The sequence below is a fragment of the Neobacillus niacini genome (genome assembly GCF_030817595.1).
Classification (GTDB): domain Bacteria; phylum Bacillota; class Bacilli; order Bacillales; family Cytobacillaceae; genus Neobacillus; species Neobacillus niacini_G.
In genome coordinates, this window is record NZ_JAUSZN010000001.1 from 5895389 (window position 1) to 5916419 (window position 21031).

The 21031-nt window shown below is 40.4% G+C and carries 20 protein-coding genes and 2 pseudogenes; 19 read left to right on the forward strand and 3 right to left on the reverse strand.

The annotated features are described in order from the left end of the window. The first annotated feature begins 67 nt into the window (after positions 1–67). The 4 genes and pseudogenes from nadB to safA form a co-directional block, all read left to right on the forward strand. Positions 68–1645 (forward strand): L-aspartate oxidase, encoded by a 1578-nt coding sequence (gene nadB, locus QFZ31_RS27975; RefSeq protein ID WP_307309462.1) that lies wholly within the window; start codon positions 68–70, stop codon positions 1643–1645. Next, positions 1614–2462 (forward strand): carboxylating nicotinate-nucleotide diphosphorylase, encoded by an 849-nt coding sequence (gene nadC, locus QFZ31_RS27980; RefSeq protein ID WP_307309463.1) that lies wholly within the window; start codon positions 1614–1616, stop codon positions 2460–2462. Before nadB ends, nadC begins: the two co-directional genes overlap by 32 nt. A gap of 2 nt (positions 2463–2464) precedes the next feature. Continuing rightward, positions 2465–3562 carry a quinolinate synthase NadA gene (gene nadA / locus QFZ31_RS27985; protein WP_307309466.1) on the forward strand — a complete coding sequence of 366 codons (1098 nt, stop codon included), beginning with the start codon at positions 2465–2467 and terminating at the stop codon, positions 3560–3562. 160 nt (positions 3563–3722) lie between these two features. After that, positions 3723–3870: pseudogene (safA, locus tag QFZ31_RS33895) on the forward strand (SafA/ExsA family spore coat assembly protein); the annotation flags it as partial. Between the two features lie 181 nt (positions 3871–4051). Here safA and QFZ31_RS33900 read toward each other — a convergent pair. Beyond that, a pseudogene (locus QFZ31_RS33900) lies at positions 4052–4321 on the reverse strand (pentapeptide repeat-containing protein); the annotation flags it as partial. Between the two features lie 1982 nt (positions 4322–6303). Between QFZ31_RS33900 and QFZ31_RS27995 the strand changes: the two are divergent. From QFZ31_RS27995 to yajC, 13 genes are all read left to right on the forward strand, one after another. Next, positions 6304–7296, forward strand: coding sequence for a phosphotransferase (locus QFZ31_RS27995; protein ID WP_307309471.1), 993 nt, complete (start codon positions 6304–6306; stop codon positions 7294–7296). A 100-nt stretch (positions 7297–7396) separates the two neighbouring features. Next, positions 7397–8095 (forward strand): YhcN/YlaJ family sporulation lipoprotein, encoded by a 699-nt coding sequence (locus tag QFZ31_RS28000; protein WP_307309475.1) that lies wholly within the window; start codon positions 7397–7399, stop codon positions 8093–8095. Between the two features lie 132 nt (positions 8096–8227). After that, entirely contained in the window at positions 8228–8779 is a 552-nt protein-coding gene (locus QFZ31_RS28005) for an intercompartmental signaling factor BofC (protein ID WP_307309478.1), read from the forward strand. 616 nt (positions 8780–9395) lie between these two features. Beyond that, a complete protein-coding gene (locus tag QFZ31_RS28010; protein ID WP_307309481.1) occupies positions 9396–10115 on the forward strand; it encodes an SDR family NAD(P)-dependent oxidoreductase in 720 nt (239 codons plus the stop codon). Next, positions 10115–11143: an S-adenosylmethionine:tRNA ribosyltransferase-isomerase gene (locus QFZ31_RS28015; protein ID WP_307309484.1), complete on the forward strand. Its 1029-nt coding sequence runs from the start codon at positions 10115–10117 to the stop codon at positions 11141–11143. The genes QFZ31_RS28010 and QFZ31_RS28015 overlap by 1 nt, the downstream gene beginning before the upstream one ends. A 12-nt stretch (positions 11144–11155) precedes the next feature. Then, the gene (locus QFZ31_RS28020) at positions 11156–11527 is read left to right on the forward strand and encodes a VOC family protein (protein WP_307309487.1); all 372 of its coding nucleotides are present in this window, start codon (positions 11156–11158) and stop codon (positions 11525–11527) included. Positions 11528–11618: 91 nt separating this feature from the next. After that, entirely contained in the window at positions 11619–12728 is a 1110-nt protein-coding gene (locus tag QFZ31_RS28025) for a GAF domain-containing sensor histidine kinase (RefSeq protein WP_307309490.1), read from the forward strand. A 12-nt stretch (positions 12729–12740) separates the two neighbouring features. Next, positions 12741–13382, forward strand: coding sequence for a response regulator (locus QFZ31_RS28030; RefSeq protein WP_307309493.1), 642 nt, complete (start codon positions 12741–12743; stop codon positions 13380–13382). 134 nt (positions 13383–13516) lie between these two features. Next, complete coding sequence (gene ruvA, locus QFZ31_RS28035; protein ID WP_306077539.1) at positions 13517–14128, forward strand: Holliday junction branch migration protein RuvA; 612 nt, start codon at positions 13517–13519, stop codon at positions 14126–14128. Positions 14129–14139: 11 nt separating this feature from the next. Next, positions 14140–15141 carry a Holliday junction branch migration DNA helicase RuvB gene (ruvB, locus tag QFZ31_RS28040; RefSeq protein WP_307309499.1) on the forward strand — a complete coding sequence of 334 codons (1002 nt, stop codon included), beginning with the start codon at positions 14140–14142 and terminating at the stop codon, positions 15139–15141. 26 nt (positions 15142–15167) lie between these two features. After that, positions 15168–16196, forward strand: a complete 1029-nt coding sequence (gene queA / locus QFZ31_RS28045) for a tRNA preQ1(34) S-adenosylmethionine ribosyltransferase-isomerase QueA (protein ID WP_307309500.1) — start codon at positions 15168–15170, stop codon at positions 16194–16196. A 28-nt stretch (positions 16197–16224) separates the two neighbouring features. Beyond that, positions 16225–17364: a tRNA guanosine(34) transglycosylase Tgt gene (gene tgt / locus QFZ31_RS28050; protein ID WP_179597049.1), complete on the forward strand. Its 1140-nt coding sequence runs from the start codon at positions 16225–16227 to the stop codon at positions 17362–17364. A 28-nt stretch (positions 17365–17392) separates the two neighbouring features. Further along, positions 17393–17692 (forward strand): preprotein translocase subunit YajC, encoded by a 300-nt coding sequence (gene yajC, locus QFZ31_RS28055; RefSeq protein ID WP_179597047.1) that lies wholly within the window; start codon positions 17393–17395, stop codon positions 17690–17692. Between the two features lie 39 nt (positions 17693–17731). Here the strand turns inward: yajC and QFZ31_RS28060 are convergent, their stop codons facing one another. After that, the gene (locus QFZ31_RS28060) at positions 17732–18145 is read right to left on the reverse strand and encodes a TIGR04086 family membrane protein (RefSeq protein ID WP_307309502.1); all 414 of its coding nucleotides are present in this window, start codon (positions 18143–18145) and stop codon (positions 17732–17734) included. A 159-nt stretch (positions 18146–18304) separates the two neighbouring features. On the opposite strand from QFZ31_RS28060, the gene QFZ31_RS28065 reads away from it, so the two are divergent. Continuing rightward, complete coding sequence (locus tag QFZ31_RS28065) at positions 18305–18967, forward strand: DUF421 domain-containing protein (RefSeq protein ID WP_307309503.1); 663 nt, start codon at positions 18305–18307, stop codon at positions 18965–18967. 41 nt (positions 18968–19008) lie between these two features. Here the strand turns inward: QFZ31_RS28065 and spoVB are convergent, their stop codons facing one another. Beyond that, complete coding sequence (spoVB, locus tag QFZ31_RS28070; RefSeq protein ID WP_307309504.1) at positions 19009–20559, reverse strand: stage V sporulation protein B; 1551 nt, start codon at positions 20557–20559, stop codon at positions 19009–19011. A gap of 128 nt (positions 20560–20687) precedes the next feature. Here spoVB and QFZ31_RS28075 point away from each other — a divergent pair, with 128 nt between their 5' ends. Next, on the forward strand, positions 20688–20984 hold the full coding sequence (locus QFZ31_RS28075) for a post-transcriptional regulator (protein WP_307309506.1): 297 nt from the start codon (positions 20688–20690) through the stop codon (positions 20982–20984). Positions 20985–21031 lie beyond the last annotated feature (47 nt).

Genomic DNA, 21031 nt, shown 5'->3' on the forward strand with positions numbered 1-21031 from the left:
CTTGATATTAGTTTAATTCTATGTAAATATAGATGTCAAGACACCTGTTAATCCAGGAGGACTCAAGATGACAATAAATGATGATGTTTTAATTTTAGGAAGTGGGATTGCTGCACTGCAGTTAGCCTCATTTTTAAATAAGGATTTAAATGTGAGGATACTCACAAAGGAAAAAATTAGAACCGCCAATTCTTATCTTGCTCAAGGTGGTATTGCTGCTGCGATTGGCGAGCAAGACCATCCCAATAAACATATCGCTGATACATTTGAAGCAGGAAGATATCACAATAATCAAGAAGTCGTTAAAGAAATCATAGAAGCCGCACCTAGGCTGATTAAGTTCATTTCTGAACAAGGATCTGTTTTTGATAAAAATCAAGATGGTGAATTGCTGCTTGGAATGGAAGGGGCACACAGCGAAAAGCGAATTGTTCATGGCGGCGGAGATGCTACAGGTAAAAATGTAGTCGAATTCCTTATCAGCACGCTGAAGGAAAATGTCACCATCGAGGAAGATGTTTTTGTCTATGAGTTATTACTGAATTCCGAGAAACGCTGCATGGGTGTAAATGCTAAAATGCCAGATGGTACGATAAAGAAGTATTACAGCCGGAATACAATCGTAGCAACAGGCGGCTGCGGGCAATTGTTTACCTATACTTCAAATGCTGATACAGTCAGCGGTGATGGGATTGCAATGGCCTATTTAGCAGGTGCTGAAGTCGTTGATATGGAGTTTATCCAGTTCCACCCTACACTTTTATACCTAAATGGTGAAACGAAAGGGTTAATTTCTGAAGCGGTACGCGGCGAAGGTGCCATTCTTGTCACGGATGAAGGCACTCCAATTATGGAAGGTGTTCATCCACTTAAGGATCTTGGTCCAAGGCATGTTGTCTCTCAGAAAATCTATGAATATCTTAAAAAAGGCAGCCAAGTTTATTTAGATATTAGTAAAATTGAAAACTTTAAGCAAAGATTCCCGTCGATAACCGCCATTTGTGAGGAAAATGGCCTTCAGTTATCAGAGGGAAGAATTCCTGTTGCTCCCGGCAGCCATTTTTTAATGGGAGGAATTAAAACCGATTTATATGGCCGGACTTCCATAAAGGGGCTATTTGCTATTGGTGAAGCCGCCTGTACAGGATTGCATGGGGCAAACCGCCTTGCAAGTAATTCCTTATTAGAGGGTTTATATATGGGAGAAAAGTTATCTTCAATACTAAATGAGACAGAATACGAAGATATCCTTTCAACAGAAATCGTTCGTCCATTTATTCCGCAAGAGAAAGTAATTTTACCAGACTTGCAACAAATAAAGGATACGATGATGGAGCGGGTAGGTATTGTCCGCAATAAGGCAAATCTCCAAAACCAAAAAGTATGGTTAGATACCCTTAAAGCACACCAAATAAATAATCTTACTATCTATTCTATTGAAGAGTTGAAAAAGATTTTTATGCTAATTAACGCAAGTTTAATTACCGAAGCTGCTTTGAAACGAACAGAAAGCCGTGGTGGTCATTTTCGAAGTGATTACGCAAAAGAAGACGACCATTATTGGTTAAACAAAACCATTATTCATAAAAATAGCCGGGGAATGGAGAGTAACAATGAATACATTGAAACTGCGCTCGCTACTTGAGCAATTTTTTATCGAAGATATTGGGGAACAGGATATTACCACAGATTTAATTTTTGCAGATGATACAAAAGGCGAAATCGTCTTTCTCTCAAAAGATAATGGCATTTTTTGTGGAGAAGAAATCATTAAAACGGGTTTTAAACTTTTGAATACCAACATTGAAATACAGCTTTTTGTCAAGGATGGTCAAACTATTGAATATGGTCAGAAGCTTGCAACAGCCTCTGGAAAAATAGCGGATTTATTAAAAGGGGAAAGAGTTGTTCTCAACCTTGTCCAAAGAATGAGCGGGATTGCGACTCTGACACGTCAAGCTGTTTCAACATTGGACAGTGGCCATACCAAAATTTGTGATACGCGTAAAACGACACCTGGCTTAAGAATGCTTGAGAAATATGCCGTTACAACTGGGGGAGGCTTCAACCATCGATTCGGTCTATACGACGGAATCATGATTAAAGATAATCATATTTCGTTTGCGGGCTCAATTACAAATGCAGTTGAAAGTGTTCGCAAAAAAGCGGGTCATATGGTGAAGGTAGAAGTAGAAGTTGAAACAGAGGCTCAGGTAAGAGAAGCCGTCAGCGCCGGTGCAGATGTGATTATGTTTGATAACCGTACTCCAGATGAGATTAAAGAACTGATTAAATTAGTTCCTTCAGGATTCATAACGGAAGCTTCTGGCGGGATCCAATTGTCCAATCTAGCTGGTTATCGTGATACAGGTGTTGATTATATTTCACTAGGATTCTTGACGCATTCATATAAAGCACTCGATATAAGTGTAAAAGTTCTTTTTAGGGAAGGGGAGAAATAAACGTGAGTATTTTAGCAGCCATGCAAAAGAATAAAATGATTCCTGAAAAATACAAACAAATGTCGAAGGAAGAGTTAGAAGCTAGAGTGGTAGAAGTGAAAAATAAATTAGGCTCAAAACTTTTCATTCCAGGACATCATTACCAAAAAGATGAAGTCATTCAGTTTGCCGATGCAACCGGGGATTCCTTAAAACTAGCACAACTATCTGCTGAAAATACCGAAGCAGAATTTATTGTTTTCTGCGGTGTTCATTTTATGGCAGAAACGGCAGATATCCTAACAAACGATAACCAAAAGGTCATTCTCCCCGACATGCGTGCAGGCTGTTCCATGGCTGACATGGCAGACCTAGATCAAACTGAAAAGGCATGGGAAATCCTTCAGGGGATTTTTGGTGATACTATTCTTCCATTAACATATGTAAATTCTACGGCAGCGATAAAATCTTTTGTTGGGGCTCACGGCGGTGCAAGTGTTACCTCTTCGAATGCAGAGACAATGGTTAAGTGGGCATTTACCCAAAAAGAACGGATTTTATTTTTACCCGATCAGCATTTAGGCCGTAATACAGCTTATGACTTAGGTATTGGCTTAGATGAAATGGCTGTTTGGAATCCAATAACGGATAAGCTTGAATACGAAGGCGATCCTTCAAAAATTAAAGTCATTCTTTGGAAAGGTCACTGCTCTGTACATGAGAACTTTACCGTTCAGAATATCCATGATACACGCAGCCAATATCCTAACATGACAATTATCGTTCATCCTGAGTGCCGCCGAGAAGTCGTAGAATTATCCGATATGGCTGGTTCAACAAGTTATATTATTAATGCGATTGAAAAGGCGGAGCCTGGTTCTGAATGGGCAATCGGAACAGAAATGAATTTAGTCAACCGCCTAATTAAGAATCACCCTGATAAAAAAATTATTTCACTAAATCCTGCCATGTGTCCTTGTTTAACCATGAATAGAATTGATCTGCCGCATTTAGTGTGGAGCTTAGATACACTAGAAGAAACAAAGAATACGATTAAAGTGGCTCCAGAGATTGCTGATAATGCTAAATTAGCGCTCGATCGCATGTTACAAAATTCATAATGATATGGGTAGATGCAATTTTCACGAATTGCATCTATTTTATTTTCGAGGGGTTGATTCATATTTCTCCGAAAAAAAGCATAAGTTTTTCTGAAGAATGTTAGCACTTTGCCCATCATCACATAGAATATATGGACTTATGCATAGGAGGGAAATCAGAGTGAAGATCCATATCGTACAGAAAGGGGATACTCTTTGGAAAATCGCCAAGAAGTACGGCGTGAATTTTGAAGAGCTGAAAAAGATGAATTCACAGCTCAGCAACCCTGATATGATTATGCCCGGTATGAAAATAAAAGTCCCAACTTCAGGTGGAACAATAAAAAAAGAAGCGCCTATGGGAACACAACCGGGGGCCACAATCAACTTAGGCGCCAAGAAAGAAATGCCGATTGCTGGGCAACCGTTTACCAAAGAGAAACCAAAAGAAATGCCGATTAAAACAGCTCCAAAGAAGGAGGTTCCAATAAAGCAAGCACCGATAAAAGAAGCACCGATAAAAGAAGTGCCAATCAAAACGGCACCAGCCAAAGAAATACCTATTAAAGAAATACCTATCAAAGAAGCACCTATCAAAGAAGCACCTATCAAAGAAGCACCTATCAAAGAAGCACCTATCAAGGAAGCACCTATCAAAGAAGCACCTATTAAAGAAGCACCTATTAAGGAAGTGCCGATAAAAGAGACGCCAATAATAGAAGCACCAAAAACACCATACACTCCAAAAATGCCTCTGCAAATCATTCCAGAAATCGACATTAACAACTATTATCTTAACAACATGACCAATATGGAGGTTAAACAGCCAGTGCTGCCTCCAAAACCAGCCAACATACTTCCTGAAATAAAAGAACCAGTAAAAGAACCGATAAAAGAATATCCAGTTATGCCTGTACAAGAAGCACCAATGGAAAACCAGCTCCCTGTACAGCAGCAAATGCCGCAAGATTATTGTGTACCTATATCACCAATAATGCCTGGAACAGGATTTTGCCCGCCGCCACCGCAATGGTGCCCGCCGCCGCCTTGTCCACCAATGTCATTTATGCCTTATCCACAGGTTCAAGGAGCGGTAATGCCACAGGTACCTAATATGCTTTTTAATCAACCTGGATCAATGCCAGGGGTAGCAGGTGCGGAATATATGCCACATGGCTTTGATGATGAATCTTCATCCTTTATGCCGCAATTACCAATGACCAACCCTATGCAAGGAGGCTTTGGCCAAATGCCAGGAATGGGCCAAATGCCAGGAATGGGCCAAATGCCAATGGGTGGCCAAATGCCAGGAATGGGCCAAATGCCAATGGGTGGCCAAATGCCAGGAATGGGCCAAATGCCAATGGGTGGCCAAATGCCAGGAATGGGTCAAATGCCAATGGGTGGCCAAATGCCAGGAATGGGTCAAATGCCAATGGGTGGCCAAATACCAGGAATGGATCAATTGACAATGGGCAGTCAAATGCAGGGAATGGGTCAAATGCCAGGAATGGGTCAAATGCCAATGGGCAGTCAAATGCCAGGAATGGGTCAAATGCCAATGGGCGGCCAAATGCCAGGAATGGATCAAATGTCAATGGGCAGCCAAATGCCAGGGATGGATCAAATGTCGATGGGCAGCCAAATGCCGGGAATGAGTCAAATGCCAGCAGGATTTGACCAAATGCCAGCAGATGATCAGATGCCATATTCCGATGAAAGTTCAGAAGTGCCAGTAGGCTCGCCAGCAGCCACAAATCAAGGCTGGTTCAATCAAGGTATGCAAGGAATGGGAGCTCCAATGATGAACCAAGGATTCAGTCAACCAGGAATGGGAGGACCAATGGGAGCAGGCTTCGGCCAACCAGGAATGGGAGGACCAATGGGAGCAGGCTTCGGCCAACCAGGAATGGGAGGACCAATGGGAGCAGGCTTTGGTCAACCAGGAATGGGAGGGCAAATGGGAGCAGGCTTTGATCAGTCAGGAATGGGAGGACCAATGGGAGCAGGCTTTGACCAATCAGGAATGGGAGGACCAATGGGAGCAGGCTTCGATCAATCAGGAATGGGAGGACCAATGGGAGCAGGCTTCGGTCAACCAGGAATGGGAGGACCAATGGGAGCAGGCTTTGACCAATCAGGAATGGGAGGACCAATGGGAGCAGGCTTCGACCAATCAGCAATGGGAGGACCAATGGGAGCAGGCTTTGACCAATCAGGAATGGGAGGACCAATGGGAGCAGGCTTCGACCAATCAGGAATGGGAGGACCAATGGGAGCAGGCTTCGACCAATCAGGAATGGGAGGACCAATGGGAGCAGGCTTCGGCCAGCCAGGAATGGGAGGACCAATGGGAGCAGGATTTGGTCAGCCAGGAATGGGAGGACCAATGGGAGCAGGCTTTGATCAGTCAGGAATGGGCGCTCAATATGGACAAATGCCATTTGGTTATCCGCAGATGGGTCCAGCACCACAAGTAATGGGAGCACAAGATTTTGAGGCACCTGATATGGGAATGCCTTTTGGGGGCGGTCAAATGCCATCCATGCAGCAGCAATTTCCTGCACAGGGAGGCTTACCTGTAGGAGCAGGTGGTGACTGTGGCTGTGGTGGACCGAAACCACAAGCTGTACCACAATATAACTTCGTGCCGCCAACGCCGCCAATTTATAGCGCACCATATACAGGACCAGCAAATGTAGCGCAGCCTCCATTTATGAACCCGTATGGAATGGGACCTATGGATGGAATGATGCGTTACGATGATGAAAGCAATGAGTATGACTTTTAAGCAAAAAGGAGACGATGATTATTTCATTCGTCTCCTCTCTTATTTACGTTCGCAATTTAAAGAAAATATAGTGGAAATGGTGCCTTATCGGAAAAGTGTGATTCGGATAAAAACGGATAAAAGTTCTTATATGCTTAAAGGGTTCCATACAAATAAACGACTTCGGCTGCAGGAAGCATTTACTGCTACACTTAGGAAAGAAGGTTTTTCAAAAACCTATCTATTTGTCCATCCCCAAATAAAAGAACCTCTCTTTTTTGAGGGGACCTATTTTGGGTGTATGGAATACATTCCCCCGAATAGAATACCTTTTTCATTTCAATCACAGAAAAATCGGCAGGAGGGGCTTGAACTTTTAGAACAGTACCATCAAGTAACGTCATCCTTTGAATCACGGTATCGAACACTAATCCCTAAAGGGCTAATTATTGAAAAATGGAGAGACAGAGGTAAAACCTTTTCCTCCAATATCTCTACTTTGAAATACTTTATAAATGATAAAGTACTAGCGGAAATGATAAATTGGGCACAATGGTCGCTAAGTGGAATGGAAAAAAATCGATCAATGTTTTTGAATGAGCCATTTTGCATTCTTCACGGAGACGTGGCACATCATAATTTCTTACGTGATTCGAATGGAATTTTACATCTGATTGATTTTGATTTAATTAGTATTGGTCCAGCGTCCCTAGATTATTTACAATATGCGAATCGAATTCTCCCTAGCTTGGACTGGTCATTTGACAGGCTGGCTCAGTTTCCACAATATGAAGATCTTTTGAATGAGAAGGCATTTCTACACGCATTAGCATATCCTGCAGATATTTTCCGCGAATGGAACAGACTTATTCGTGAAGGTTCGTATAGAGACCACAAAAAATATAATCAAGTCATGGATTTAACGAATGGTCAGTTTTATTCAAGGAAAAAATTTATTGAACGTTTACAATTGATGACGAACTAATTCTCATGGACTATTCTGGCAGAATAAATCCCCTCAGGAGCTCACAACCTAACCATGAGCATATTTATTTTGCTCATGCATCCTAGAGGGGGTTTTTCGCTTGAACTTGAAACAGTGGATGATTCCTCTGTCCGCCCTACTAGCTGTTGGGCTGTCAGGTTGTGCAAATGATGACCGTGCTGCTACGGACAAAGATAACAAAAACATGGGACAGCCGGTGGGCTACTATTCCGATGAAAACCATAAAAACGGTTCTAATGGAATGCCTGGGGACAATGATGGTCCAGTAACAGAATATATGGACCATAATCTTGGTGTTGAAAACCAATCCAATAATGAAGAACGAAGAAAAAGGTTTAGTGATAGAGATGAAAATGGTAATCCACCAAACCCAACAAAACCACTTGCAAACCATGACCATAACTTTTTCCAAAGGGATAATAAATTTAGTACCAGTGATGCGAATTATCATGGTCATATGAATCAAAGGCTTGGGACTACAGGTACCACAACGAAGCCTGAATCCCAAGATCGTATAGTTGAAAGAATTAAAAGCAAAGTAGCGGACGTAGACAATGTTCAACAGGTTCGCTCAGTTGTTTACGGCAATTCAGTAATGGTCTCTGTCAAATTAAACAATAACAACCGAACTGAGGAAACCAAAAAGGCTATTCAAGACGCAGTTAAGACTTTGGCCGGCGGGAGAGAAGTTCAGGTTATTATGGATGATGGTACAATCGGTCGTGACCGCAACAGAAACAACGATTCGCAACCATTAGAGCCTAATAGCCGTAAATAAAAAAATGAATGAGAGGCAAAGCTGAAAGTGGCTTTGTCTCTTTCATTTTTTTCAAATAGGATAAAAAGGGAAAATAAGGCTAAACTAGTACTGAAGATGAGTTAGATCTCTAATAATAAGAGGTGATTATGCATGAGGTTCAATTGGGTAGCTCAGTATCGGCTTGGTTTAGCCTTTGTTACGGTTGTTCTCTTCATGTCTATCGGAATGGTGCCAGGAATAGTAGAAACTGGTTTCGCCGAACAAATGAAAAACCATCAGGATCAACAAAAGTCGGAACCTCAGCAATTGACCATTATTTTAGAAAGAATCTATCTTGATGGAGAAATGAGTGAGGAAGTAGTTCTTGATTCTTACTGGTCTATTGAAAACTTTTGGGCCAAATATGATCAATGGCAGTTAGTTGATATTGATGAATCCACTATGGTGTTTAGAAAACAGGTGGATGATATTTCACCATTACTAAAAGCGAATGGCTATTTTGGAATTACTGATGATGGCGTGTTGACCATTTATAATGGCCGTCCCGATCCATCCCGAATCATCCAATCTTTTTTTCAGATAGATGTGAAAAAGCTCGAAAGCAAAAAGCAAGAAGAGCTGATTCAAGGTATTCCTATTAAGACAAGAGACCGTTATGTAGAAGTACTAGAAACATTTAAGCCTTATTCGATGAAAGAATAATCATACCCTAAAGGATTCTGGGCTTCATGAACTATTCATGGGGTCCATTATTGCGTTTCTAAAAGGATTTTGGGCTTCATGAGTGCTTCATGAGGCCAATTTTTGTTTTTTAAAACGATATTGGGCTTCATGAGTGCATCATGAGGCCCATTTTTGTTTTTTGAAAAAGATATTGGGCTTCATGAGCGTTTCATGAGGCCCAATTTTGTTAAAAAGATATTGGGCTTCATGAGCGTTTCATGAGGCCCATTTTTGTTTTTTGAAAAAGATATTGGGCTTCATGAGCGTTTCATGAGGCCCAATTTTGTTTTTTGAAAAAGATATTGGGCTTCATGAGCGCTTCATGAGGCCCAATTTTGTTTTTTGAAAAAGATATTGGGCTTCATGAACCCTATATGAGGTCTATTATTGCATTTTCAATAAGCTTTTGGGCTTCATGAACCATTCATGAGGTCCTTTTTGCGTCTTCAATAAGAATTCGCTCACCCTAACCGATCATCATCCTGTTATCTCATCCTAAAGTTGTAGATAAAGTTCAAGCTTTTTTCTGAGGGAAGTTTTTCCAGAATCCATTAAGCTAAAGACATCAAGAAAAACACTTAAAGGAGCGATTGAAATGACAAAAGTGGTTATGATTACGGGTGCCTCTAAAGGTTTAGGCAGAGCTTTAACACTAGCATTTGCAAAAGAAGGAGCGCGGTTAGCGATTTGTTCGAGAACATCGAAAGGCTTGTCAAAAGTTCAGGAAGAGGCAGAAGCATTTGGTGCAGAAGTACTCGCTGTAACAGCGGATATCTCACTTACTAGAGATGTAGAACGGTTTGTCGCTATGACTGAGGAGGCATTTGGTCAAATTGATATTCTCATAAACAATGCTTCGATTCTCGGACCAAGTCCAATACCATTATTGCTAGACTATCCAGAAGAGGATTTTGCTGAAGTGTTACGAGTTAATTCCATCTCCCCATTCCTCGTAACCAGAAGAGTAATACCTGGAATGCTGCAACGCAATCAAGGCTCTATTATTAATGTAACCTCAGAAGCAGGGCATGTGGGTTATGCAGGCTGGGGTGCATACGGTATTTCTAAATTTGCTGTCGAGGGTCTAACTGAAACCTGGGCAGACGAGTTAAGCGAAACGAAAGTGCGAGTAAATATGGTGGATCCGGGTGAAATGGATACAGACATGCACCGATTAGCGGTTCCTGACTGTGATTATCCATTAGCAAAACCAGAAGATGTCGTTAACGTGTTTTTATATCTAGCTTCAGATAAGTCACTCGGAGTAACAGGTCAGCGGTTTGAAGCTCAAGAGTTTACAGGGGAGGGATTGTAATGACTGCCACTGCATTTGATTTCTATTTACCTTCTGAGTTAAATGCTTCTCATCCACCTGAACGGAGGGGCATTAGAAGAGATCATGTTAGGATGATGGTTTTAGACAAAAAAACAGGTTCTGTCAGCCATGACCATTTCTTTCGACTTGCTGATTATCTAAAGCCTGGAGACTTGGTTGTCATGAACAACAGCCGAACAGTACCCGCCATTTTAAAGGCAGGTTTATTTAGAAATACAAAATGTATCCAGCAAGAAGTTGAAATCAGACTTGCAAGACGACGCAATGATGAGACTTGGGACGCTCTAATCGTGACAGAGGAAGCTAGATTAGGTGATATCCTGCAATTTTCATCCGACCTATCTGCAGTCGTTATTGATATGAAAGAGGGCTCCCCGCTCAAAACAATCCTTTTCTCCAAAAAAGGTACAGACCTTTTTAATAGTATTTATGCTATTGGGGAACCCGTTCGCTATGAATATATTCATAACAAATGGGGGTTGGACTACTATCAAACCGTATTTGCCAGCCATCCTGGCTCAGTAGAAATGCCTTCCGCAGGCAGAGCATTTAGCTGGGAACTGCTATTTAATCTTCAGAAGAAAGGGATCGAGCTCGATTTTATTCAGCTTCATACCGGGCTTAGCTATCTGTTGGATGACGATTTGGAGACATCGCCAGCTGATAATTACGAAGAATACCATCTATCTGAAAAAACCATTGAAAAAATTCGTAAAACAAAAGAGTCAGGCGGCAGGGTAATTGCAGTTGGTACTACGGTGGTAAGAGCCCTTGAAAGTGCAGGGATTACCGGTGCATTGAATGGGGTAACGAATCTTTACATCAATCGAAATTTCAAGTTGAAAATGGCAGATGGCATTATTACAGGTTTCCATGAACCAAAGGCCAGTCATCTGGATATGCTTACTGCGTTTGTACCTCAAAATTTATTATGGAATGCCTATGAAGGGGCAATCGACCAGCGTTACTTGTGGCACGAATTTGGGGATATGAATCTAATTTTATAGAGGGGAATAACTATGCGCTTTCACCATTTTGCGATTGAAGTAAAGGATTTGGAAACATCGGCAGCATTCTATCAAAAATTTATCAGTCTTCAGGAAGAAAGCCGTTTTCTTTTTGGTGGGGAGAAGATTATCTTTTTAAAAGCGGATAATTTTCGACTGGAACTGATTTCTGCCACAGAACAATCAGCCAATAACCATTCATCCATTCATCTATGTTTTGAGGTCGACAGCATAGATGAGGTAACCCAGCATTTTAATGAAAATGGTATTTTCGCAATCGACGGTCCCTATAAGCTTGAAAATGGCTGGGAAACTATTTTTTATCAGGGACCTGATAATGAGATAATCGAGTTCATACAGATTGGAGGAAAAGCTGACAAATAAAACGTCAGCTTTTTGGTTACTTCCTGCTTGCCTATAAGATTGAGCTGCGACTATGATTTAATCATTAGCTAGAAAATTGGGAGAGGTTGAAATGTCCAGAAACGAAGAAATCGGTATCTTAAAGGAAATTGCTGAACTCTTGAATGAAGGCACAGATTCGAAGGCGGTTTTAGCAGGGGTATTAAGAAAACTTCTACACCTGACCGGGCTACAATCGGGCTGGATTTTTTTAATCGATGAAAAAGGGGCACATCAGCTTGCTGCAAAAGAGGCGTTACCTGAGCCTTTATCACAAAACCATAACCAAAGAATGTGTCAGGGCGATTGCTGGTGTGTCAGTCGATATAATAGCGGGAAATTGAACAAGGCGGTCAACATTATCGAATGTCAGCGAATTGAAAATGTAATCCTCGAAAAAGCTGGAGACCCAGGCGGTTTGACACATCATGCTACAGTTCCGTTAAGAGCGGGGAATGAGCGATTTGGATTATTAAATGTCGGATCACCTAATAAGACTCACTTTCAAAAAGATGAACTTGCCTTACTTGAGGCTGTTGCCTTTCAAATCGGAACTGCACTAAAAAGAATAAAATTAACGCAAAGAGAGCAAGAGACAGCACTCATTTCTGAACGGAATCGACTTGCTAGAGATTTGCATGATTCTGTGAATCAATTACTTTTCTCGCTAAGCCTGACAGCTAGGGCTGGCAGAGAAATGACAGATAACGAAGAGGTTCAACAAACCTTCTCCTATATTCAAGATCTTGCCCAGGACGCGCTTGGAGAAATGAGGGCGCTGATTTGGCAGCTAAAGCCACAAGGACTGGAAAATGGAATAATTAGTGCATTAAGCAGTTATGCTGAAATGCTGGGTTTAACCATAGATGCCAAATTAACGGGGATCTCAAGCTTTCCGGAAAAGATAGAGGAAACCCTCTGGAGAATTGGGCAGGAAGCGCTAGGAAATTGTAAAAAGCACTCACAAACAACACATGTTTCATTGTTTTTAAACAGAAGCAGTGATTCAGTGACGATGAAAATTCAAGATCGTGGCTGCGGCTTCTATTATGATGAGTGTTTTAAACTTCCATCGTTCGGATTAAAAAATATGAAAGCACGAGCAGAGGCTTTAAACGGGACGTTCCATATAAAGAGCGAACCAGGAAAAGGAACAAAGATTCAAATACAGATTCCAATCTAGGGGGGAGAAACAATGGGGATTCGTATATTAATCGCTGATGATCATCATGTGGTGAGACGGGGACTGGCTTTTTTTCTAAAAACACAAAAAGATATTGAAATTATTGGAGAAGCGGGAAATGGCAGAGAGGCGGTGGAACTAACACGAACGTTGAAACCAGACCTTGTTCTAATGGATCTCGTAATGCCTGAAATGGACGGTATACAGGCCACAAAAATAATAAAATCGGAAATGCCTGAAATAAAGATCATGATGTTGACAAGTTTTTCTGATCAAGATCATGTCATTCCGGCGTTAGAAGCTGGTGCTTCAGGCTATCAGTTAAAAGACATTGAGCCTGACGAATTAATTGATTGTATTAGAAAAATCATGAGTGGTGAAAATCAGCTTCATCCCAAAGCCACCTCTCATCTGCTTGCTAATTTATCCAAAAAAGAAAACAATGAAAGAAATTTAATTGAACAACTGACAAAAAGAGAACTAGATGTTCTTAAGGAAATTGCCAGAGGAAAAAGTAATAAGGAAATCGCATCTACACTATTCATAACTGAAAAAACGGTGAAAACGCATGTATCCAATCTCCTGGCTAAACTAGAAGTAGCCGACCGTACGCAAGCAGCTCTTTTTGCAGTTAAGAATCAGCTTGTCGAGTAACCAGCGGCCAAATAAGGTCGCTATTTTAATTTAACAGAAAACTTTTTCTCTTTATCTTCACAGCCTTCTTTTTCAAATCCTTTATATTTATATGTTAGAATGGAATACATGAAACACTGGGGGAGAGAAAGCGATTGTACGAATTTATTAAAGGCTCGCTTGAGTTTGTGTGTCCTGAATATATTGTGATTGAGAATAATGGGATTGGCTATCAAATTTCAACACCTAATCCGTTTATTTATTCTAGTAAAATGAATACTAATGTTACTGTCTTTACATATCATTATGTTCGAGAAGATTTAATCGCGTTATATGGCTTTGAAACAAGAGAAGAGAAAAAACTGTTTACGAAATTGTTGAATGTTTCAGGAATCGGACCTAAAGGTGCATTAGCGATTTTAGCTTCTGGTGAGGTGCAGCAGGTTGTTTCAGCGATAGAAAATGAGGATGAAAGCTACCTAATCAAGTTCCCAGGGGTGGGCAAAAAAACAGCTAGACAAATGATTCTTGATTTAAAAGGAAAATTACAGGATATTGTTCCTGATTATTTTCCGAATTTATTTAACGCTGATACATTACCAATTGCAGCACAGTCTACCAATCATGCTTTTGAAGAGGCAATTCTTGCATTGAAAGCTCTTGGTTATTCAGACAAAGAAGTGAAAAAGATTTCACCTGAGTTACGAAAAGAACAGCTGTCAACCGACCAATATATTAAAAAAGCCCTGCAGCGGCTTTTAAAATAAGGTGATTATTCATGGATGAGAGAATTATTTCTAGTGAAGCAGACCAGAGCGAAATCTCCTTAGAGCAAAGCCTCAGACCGCAAACGCTAAAACAATACATTGGTCAGGATCAAGTCAAAAAAAGTCTTGAGATTTTCATTGAAGCGGCAAGACTTCGCAAGGAAACATTGGACCATGTTCTTTTATATGGACCACCTGGGTTAGGAAAGACCACACTTGCTGTCATTATTGCCAATGAAATGGGAGTAAACATCCGTACCACCTCTGGTCCTGCTATTGAAAGACCGGGGGATTTAGCGGCCATTCTTACTGCACTTGAGCCTGGTGACGTTTTATTTATAGATGAAATCCACCGGCTGCCAAGACAGATTGAAGAGGTTCTTTATCCGGCGATGGAGGATTTTTGTCTGGATATTGTTATTGGCAAAGGACCGAGTGCGCGTTCCGTGCGTCTGGACCTCCCGCCGTTTACGCTTGTTGGGGCAACGACGAGGGCAGGCTCTTTATCCGCTCCGCTTCGTGACAGATTTGGAGTTTTGAGTAGACTCGAGTATTATAAAGAAGACCAATTGAAAAATATCGTACTCCGAACAGCAGATTTATTTGAAACAAAGATAGACGACCAATCTGCTGCTGAAATTGCCAGACGTGCTAGGGGAACCCCAAGGATAGCCAACCGTTTACTTCGCAGAGTAAGAGATTTTGCGCAGGTAAAAGGAAATGGTGAAATTGATATAACTTTGGCAAGGGAGTCTTTGGAGCTCCTGCAGGTAGATAAACTTGGGCTTGATCATATTGACCATAAGCTGTTAAAAGGAATTATTGAAAGATTCCGTGGCGGACCGGTGGGACTTGATACTATTGCGGCATCTATAGGAGAAGAATCAGAAACAATCGAAGATGTTTATGAACCGTATTTACTGCAAATTGGCTTTTTACAAAGAACACCAAGAGGAAGAGTGGTCACAGAATTAGTCTATCGCCACTTTGGCATGGAGCCGCCAAAACAGTAATTTATTGATAAGTAGGGATGTATTTTATGAAGGTAGATTTATTTGATTTTCATTTGCCTGAAGAGCTGATTGCTCAAGTTCCGCTTCAAAACCGGACGGATAGCAGATTAATGGTTGTGAATAAGGAAACAGGCGAATTAAAGCATGATATTTTTAAAAATATTAGTGAATACCTGCGTGAAGGGGATTGCCTTGTCTTAAACGATACAAAGGTACTTCCGGCACGCCTTTTTGGTGTGAAAAAGGATACAGGTGCGAAAATTGAAGTTTTACTATTGAAACAGCTGGAAGGCGATAAGTGGGAAACTCTTGTGAAGCCTGCAAAGCGTGTTAAAGAGGGAACTGAACTTGATTTTGGTGATGGACTGCTAACTGCAGTATGTACTGGAACCTCTGAGCATGGTGGAAGAGTATTGGAATTCAACTATGAGGGTATTTTTTATGAGCTGCTTGATCGATTAGGAGAAATGCCATTACCTCCTTATATTAAAGAGCAGCTTGACGACAGAGACAGGTATCAAACTGTATATGCCCGTGAACCAGGATCAGCTGCAGCCCCAACCGCTGGGCTCCATTTTACGGAAGAGCTGCTGAATGAAGTTAGAGAAAAGGGTGTCCACGTAACGTTTATTACCCTTCATGTTGGGCTAGGAACGTTCAGGCCGGTTAGTGTGGATGATGTGTTAGAGCATGATATGCACGCGGAATTTTATATGATTACAGAAGGAACAGCCCGATTATTAAATGAAGTCCGACGTAATGGCGGCAGAATTATTACCGTTGGTACTACATCAACTCGGACGCTTGAAACCATTGCTTCAGAGAACAATGGTACCTTCATGGAAAGCAGCGGCTGGACCAACATTTTCATCTATCCGGGTTACGAATTTAAGGCAATAGATGGAATGATTACGAACTTTCATTTGCCAAAATCCACTTTAATTATGCTTGTAAGTGCATTAGCCGGAAGAGAAAATATTTTGCATGCCTATAATACAGCTGTAAATGAGCGGTATCGCTTTTTCAGCTTTGGGGACGCCATGCTCATCATCTAGGTTAATGTAACGGAAGGAGAAAGAGAATTTGACTGCGATTCGCTATGAATTTATAAAAACATGTAAACAAACAGGTGCCCGTTTAGGAAGAGTACATACGCCGCATGGCTCCTTTGACACGCCTGCATTTATGCCGGTAGGAACTCTTGCTACTGTTAAAACGATGTCTCCTGAGGATTTAAAAGAGATGGGTGCTGGTATTATTTTAAGTAATACTTATCACTTATGGCTCCGTCCTGGAAATGAAATTATACGGGAAGCTGGCGGCCTGCATAAATTTATGAACTGGGACCGTGCTATTTTAACTGATTCTGGCGGGTTCCAGGTTTTCAGTTTGAGTGAGTTCCGTAAAATTGAGGAAGAGGGCGTTCATTTCCGTAACCATATGAGCGGTGAGAGATTATTTTTATCACCTGAAAAAGCAATGGAAATTCAAAATGATCTTGGCTCTGATATTATGATGGCATTTGATGAATGTCCACCATTCCCAGCAACATATGAATACATGCAAAAATCAGTAGAGAGAACTTCTCGTTGGGCAGAGCGTTGTTTAAATGCTCATCAAAGACCGAATGATCAAGGACTCTTTGGAATTGTTCAAGGTGGAGAGTATGAGGAGCTTCGGAAGCAGAGCGCCAAAGACTTAGTGTCGCTTGATTTCCCTGGATATGCAGTGGGCGGACTTTCTGTGGGTGAGCCAAAGGACGTCATGAATCGTGTACTTGAATTCACGACACCTCTGTTACCTACAAACAAACCACGTTACCTGATGGGCGTTGGGTCACCGGATTCCTTAATTGATGGAGCGATTCGTGGGATTGATATGTTTGACTGCGTTCTGCCAACTCGAATTGCCAGAAATGGTACCTTGATGACCAGTACTGGTCGTCTCGTTGTGAAAAATGCGCAATTTGCTAAGGATTTCGGCCCGCTCGACCCAGATTGTGATTGCTACACATGCCGAAACTATAGCAGGGCATACATTCGTCACTTAATTAAATGTGATGAAACTTTTGGAATTAGATTAACTAGTTACCATAATCTCTATTTTCTGTTAAGATTAATGGAGAAGGTCAGACAAGCTATCCGGGAGGACCGGCTTGGTGATTTCCGAGAAGAGTTTTTTGAACGTTATGGTTTTAACAAACCAAACGCGAAAAATTTCTAATAGATGATTATTGAAAGGAGGGAAACAAATGCAAGGACTAGGTTCAATCATTCCATTAATATTAATGTTTGTATTATTTTATTTCCTACTAATTCGTCCGCAGCAAAAACGTACTAAAGCAGTTGCTCAAATGCAGAACGAATTGAAAAAAGGTGATAAAATTGTCACGATTGGCGGGTTACATGGATTTATCGATTCTATCGATGAAAACAAAGTCGTGATTAAATGTGGAGACGGCAGCCGTCTAACATATGACCGAAATGCAATTCGTGAAGTAACGGAATCTGCAAAAACTTCTACATCAGCTGAAGTTTCACTAGAAAAGTAAGAAAAAAGAAGGAAGCCAAAATACTCTGGCTTCCTTTTTCTATGCTGTTCTCGAATTGCTTGTTGCTATATTTACCCCTAGAATTCCACCCATCATGGCAATTAATGTATAGCAAACATGGTAAATGACTTGTTCAACGTCAAATAGACGATCGTAACCTAAATATTGCGATAAAAAGACAATCAGGCTATAAATTAAGCCAGTTAATCCCCCAATCAGCCAGCCCTTTTGTTTTCGCTTTCCACCGGATAAAAATCCTCCTCCAAACAGCCCAATAAAGGACACCGCTGTAATAACGTATTGAAGTGAGACTTCCCGTACAGAAGTGAATCTAAGAATTAATGCAAAAATCAAGCTGCTGACAATCGCAAATAAGAAGATGAAAATTAACCCGTACAAAATAGCTGTACCAAAGCTTTTTGATTCGATTTTACTCGCCCCCTTCAGTTTCACCCTAAGATAAACAGTTTCTTACCTAGTACAAGCATATTCCCTGCACACCAAAAGTAGAATTAAAATTTTTACAGTTTTATTCTAAATTGGAATACAATTCCGTAATGATTTTGCCTTGTTTGCAAATAATAAATAGGGAAGAAAAAGGGGCGGAATGAAGTGGAAGTATATTTAACTATTGCGGTGCGTACAATACTTTTTTATGCATTAATCCTCTTAATATTTCGAGTAATGGGTAAAAGAGAAATTGGTGAATTAAGTATTCTTGACCTGGTAGTTTTTATCATGATTGGGGAATTGGCGGTTGCTTCCATCATCGAAATCACTAAACCTTGGATCCATACAGCACTTCCAATGATATTTTTAATGATCATTCAATATTTTTTAGCTGTTGTATCATTAAAAAGTAAAAGGTTCCGCGATCTTGTCGACGGAAAACCAACCATTATCATCAACAGGGGAAAAATTGATGAATCTGCAATGAGGAAGCAAAGATACAATTTTGATGATTTACTTACACAATTAAGGGAAAAGGATATCCGCAGTATTGCTGATGTTGAGTTTGCTATTTTGGAATCTTCGGGAAGCCTTTCTGTCATTGAAAAAATGAGTAATCCTAATGGTGAACCGAAGGAAGGGGATATTACGATTCCATTAATTATTGATGGAGCGATTGAGGAAGAAAATCTTAAACGTATAAATAAAACCAATTTTTGGCTTCGTCAGGAATTAAAAAAATTAGGATACCGTGATGTAAGGAAGATTTCATTTTGCAGTTATGAGAATGGTAAGTTTTTTGTCGACATAATGGATGAACAATAAGAAGACACGCAGGGCAAAACATGCGTGTTTTCTTATTGCTGTTAAATCGGGATTAGATTACGAATAATCGGTATCCTTTTAAGATCGTCTTTTTTAATTAAACCGACGATTATTAGAAGAATAATATAAGCAAGTGACATACCGCTGGCAGCGGACAAAACTCTAACCACTAAATGTTCACCTAGGAGAATATGCTCAAACAGCCAATAACCTAGGTAAGCAGAGATTGTCATGATGATGGCTCCTTTGACGTAATCCCGTATATAAAAACTAAACGATATTTTCTTCAATACGGTAGCAAAATGGAGTATGGTTACTAATACAAAACCAACGATGATTCCTAAGGCCACACCTGTAATACCAAAAGAAGGCTGTGAAGCAAGTAAGAAGATGACTGTTGTTTTTACAACGGCCCCAATTAAACTGTTTATCATGGCTGCTCTAGCCAAATTCAATGCCTGCAAAACAGCTTGGAGCGGACCTTGATAATAATAAAATAAGAAAAACGGTGCCATCAGACGAATAAAGTAGGCGCCTTTTGTGGAACCATACATGAGCTCCATTAGTGGATCTGCTAGAACATATAGAACAATAACGGATAAGCCTCCTGTTAAAAAGGCAAATCTTAATGCCTGCTGCAGCCGATGTTCTATCAATTTATGGTTCTTTTTTGAATTGGCTTCACTAATGGCAGGTACAAGAGATGTTGCTAAAGAATAAGTGATAAACGAAGGGAGCATTAATAAAGGCATCGCAAATCCTGTTAATGAACCGTATTGCTTCGTGGCTGCTACGGCGGCAACACCAGCAAGTGCTAAACTATGAGCAACTATAATAGGTTCGAAAAACCAAGATACCGACCCTATCATTCTGCTGCCCATTGTTGGTAAGGCGATTTCCATTAACTCTTTAAATGTCTTTTTCCCAGCATGAACAGATTTGAAAAAATTCTTCCTAACTCTAAAGCGTTTCTTTAATTTAAAGGTAGTCATTAAATAAAGTAAGGAAACAATTTCACCTATGATGGCCGCTACCATGGCAGCAGCTGCAGCATATTCAATACCATAAGGCAGGAAAGCTCTGGTCATAACGGCAATTAAAGTAATCCTCACCAGCTGTTCTAAAATTTGCGAAACAGCAGAAGGGCGCATGTTTTGTCTGCCCTGAAAATAACCTCTCAAAACGGAAGAAACGGCTATTATGGGTACCACAGGTGCTATTGCCACTAAAGGATAATACGTCCTTGGATCGGTAAAGAGAGTGGTAGATAAAATAGGCGCTAACAAAATTAAAGCTGGGGTAAAAATCAATGATAACGAAATCGTTATTGCCAGAGAAACGACCAGAATTTTTTTAACTTCCTGATGGTTACCTTTTGCTTCAGCCTCTGCAATATTTTTTGATATGGCGACAGGCAGTCCCATTTGAGTTAAAGTCACAACAAGGATAAAGGTGGGATACGCCATCATATAGAGGCCGACACCTTCTTCACCAATACTTCTAGCTATGACAATTCTGTTAATAAATCCGAGTACCCTCGTAATTAATCCCGCTATTAATAGGATAAAGGTCCCTTTTAAAAACTTCGACATACTACTTCCCACCTTCTCAAAAAAGAAGAATTCATATACAATTAATCTATATGCATAAGGGTGGACAAAGCATGACAAGGTGTTTTGATTTTAAGGATAATTAAGAGGTATTTAGGGAGGCTATTCAGGTGGAAAAGAGTCATGCGTACAATCATTTTTTTTACGAAGTAAAACCAGCTTTAATCAGCAAATTGGAGGAATTTCGCTTACTTGGTTATCACGATGTATCGGACAGTGGACTTTGGGGATTTTTAACAAAAAAGAAATGGAAGAAGGTCAAAGAGGATATAAGAATCTACGAGATTATTGATGATATCCTATCTGTAAAGGTCAGTGATTACATAAGCTTTACTACGATTGAGATTTATAAAAATAATGATTTTAATTTAGATGATGAAAATGAATGGAAGGAATTACTAAAATAAATTGGTCTATTGTTTCTTTAGATAAAATTGACAGTATTTCTAAACTA